Source organism: Coriobacteriia bacterium, assembly GCA_013334745.1.
Classification (GTDB): Bacteria; Actinomycetota; Coriobacteriia; order Anaerosomatales; family JAAXUF01; genus JAAXWY01.
Map to the genome: position 1 here is coordinate 1 of JAAXWY010000089.1, position 2,135 is coordinate 2,135.

At 64.1% G+C, this 2,135-nt stretch carries 4 protein-coding genes; all 4 read right to left on the reverse strand.

Annotated features, from left to right (window positions below):
- A partial coding sequence (locus tag HGB10_12060) for an LmbE family protein (GenBank protein NTU72538.1) occupies positions 1–143 on the reverse strand: 143 nt, incomplete at its 3' end.
- The gene (locus HGB10_12065; protein NTU72539.1) at positions 144–824 is read right to left on the reverse strand and encodes a glycosyltransferase family 2 protein; all 681 of its coding nucleotides are present in this window, start codon (positions 822–824) and stop codon (positions 144–146) included.
- 18 nt (positions 825–842) lie between these two features.
- The gene (locus HGB10_12070) at positions 843–1,298 is read right to left on the reverse strand and encodes an OsmC family protein (protein ID NTU72540.1); all 456 of its coding nucleotides are present in this window, start codon (positions 1,296–1,298) and stop codon (positions 843–845) included.
- A 72-nt stretch (positions 1,299–1,370) separates the two neighbouring features.
- A partial coding sequence (locus HGB10_12075) for a PilT/PilU family type 4a pilus ATPase (protein ID NTU72541.1) occupies positions 1,371–2,135 on the reverse strand: 765 nt, incomplete at its 5' end.

The window sequence follows — 2,135 nt, forward strand, 5'->3', positions numbered from 1 at the left end:
GGAGTGGGTTCGCCGTTAGTGAGGTCGACTATCGCCACCCGAGCGCCAGACGCGGTCAGCTTGGCGACGGTCGCCCCCATGCCGATCTCGACGTCGTCGGGATGGGCGCCGACACACACGGCATCGTAGGGTGCCTGGGTCATCTACTCGCCCTCCTCGATCGCACGATTCCACACGTCGACGTAGTAATTCCAGCGCGATTCAGGATCGTCGAGTGCCGCCCCGAAGCTTCGGTTGTGGTCGCAGTAGATTCGCTCGACTGGGATCTCGACGATGTCGAGTCCCGCCCGCCAGATGCGCGCCCACAGCTCGATGGGCATCGCATAGCCGGCCTCGGACAGCTTGAGGCCGCCCAGCATCGCGACGTCATAGCCCTTGAACCCGCAGAACGCATCGGTGAGCGTCCACCCGGTCGCATCGTTGATCATGGCGGTCACGCGAGCGTTGATCTCACGTCGATCCGTGGGAACCGCACCCGCCGCCCCGCTGCCCGGAAGGTAGCGCGAACCGGAGACCACGCGGGCCCCCTGCTCCAGTGCCGAGAAGAACTGCGGGATGTGGGCCGGCTCGTGCTGCCCGTCGCAGTCCATCGTGACGAGCCGCTCGATCCCGATCTCCCGGGCGACGTCGAACCCGATGCGCAACGCGCAACCGTACCCGCAGTTGCAATCCATCCGCACGACAGCGATGTCATTGCGGGTCGCCAAGATGCGCGGGGTCTCATCGGTGGATCCATCGTCGACGACGATGATCTCGCCCGGATAGTAACCGCGCACGGCATCGAGCACGTCGGCCACGGTCGCAGCCTCGTTGTACACCGGCATGAGTACCGCGTCGCGCACCTACGCCTCCTCGAGGACAGGTGTGTTGGCCGGGGCCGCCTCGATGACCTCGAAACTCGTCGTGACGTTGACCTCGTCGGAGAGCATCCCCTTGACCGAGCAGTACTTCTCCTCGGACAACGCGATCGCACGCTCGACCGAGCCGGGCTTCACACCGTATCCGGTCACGATGTAGTGAACCTGGATGTCGGTGTAGATCTTGGGATACTCCTCGACCCTCGGGGTGCCGTTGACGACGATCTCGAGCCCCCGGACGTCTTCACGCTTCTTCTCGAGGATGGAGATGACGTCCATGCCCGTGCAGCCCGCGAGACCGTGTAGCACCAGCTCGACGGGCCTGATGCCTGACCCTTCTCCCAGGTACTCGGCCTTGGCGTCCATCACGATGCTGTGTCCTGCGCCATCGACACCCACGAACTGGCGTCGACCTGTGAGTTTGACTCGTGCAGTCTCCATCCGTCCTCCTTCATACGAATGCGGGCCCCATGTCGGGGCCCGCGGTACGGTCTCAACGATGTCTTCAGCGGGCTATATCTTCTTGCCCACCATCGCTGCGAGTTCACGGGGGTTCTTGGCCTTGCTGATCGCCTCTTCGTAGGTGATCTTGCCCCGCGACAGCAGATTCTTCAGATGCTGGTCGAGGGTCTGCATACCAAGTTGCGCGCCACCTTGGATGATTGTCTCCATCTGGTGGGTCTTTCCCTCACGGATGAGGTTCGAGATCGCAGGGATTCCCAGCATGATCTCCATCGCCATCACGCGGCTGCGGCCATCGGTGGAGCGCAGCAACACCTGTGACAGTACTCCTTCGAGCGATGTCGACAGCTGCATGCGAACCTGCTGCTGCTGATGGGGCGGGAAGACGTCCACCACGCGGTCGATGGTTTCGGGGCCACCGGTAGTGTGCAGGGTGGCCAACACGAGGTGGCCGGTCTCGGCGGCGGTGATCGCAGCCGAGATGGTCTCAAGGTCGCGCATCTCGCCAACCAGGATGACGTCGGGGTCCTGGCGGAGGGCGGCGCGCATCGCGTGCGCGAACGAGCGGGTGTCGGTGGCGACTTCACGCTGGTTGATGATCGACTTGTGGTCCTTGTGGAGGAACTCGATGGGGTCTTCGACCGTCAGGACGTGCACGCACCGCGTCCGGTTGATGCGGTCCACCATGCCGGCCAGCGTGGTGCTCTTGCCGCTGCCCGTGGTCCCGGTGACCAGCACGAGGCCGCGTTCCTCGTCGGCGATCTTCGAGATGACCGGCGGCAGGCTGAGCTCGTCGACCGTACGGATGCCCACCGG

Bases quoted from the DNA above. Each gene is read 5' to 3' on its own strand.
- HGB10_12065 (NTU72539.1), bottom strand. From the start codon at position 824: ATGCCGGTGTACAACGAGGCTGCGACCGTGGCCGACGTGCTCGATGCC.
- HGB10_12070 (NTU72540.1), bottom strand. From the start codon at position 1,298: ATGGAGACTGCACGAGTCAAACTCACAGGTCGACGCCAGTTCGTGGGT.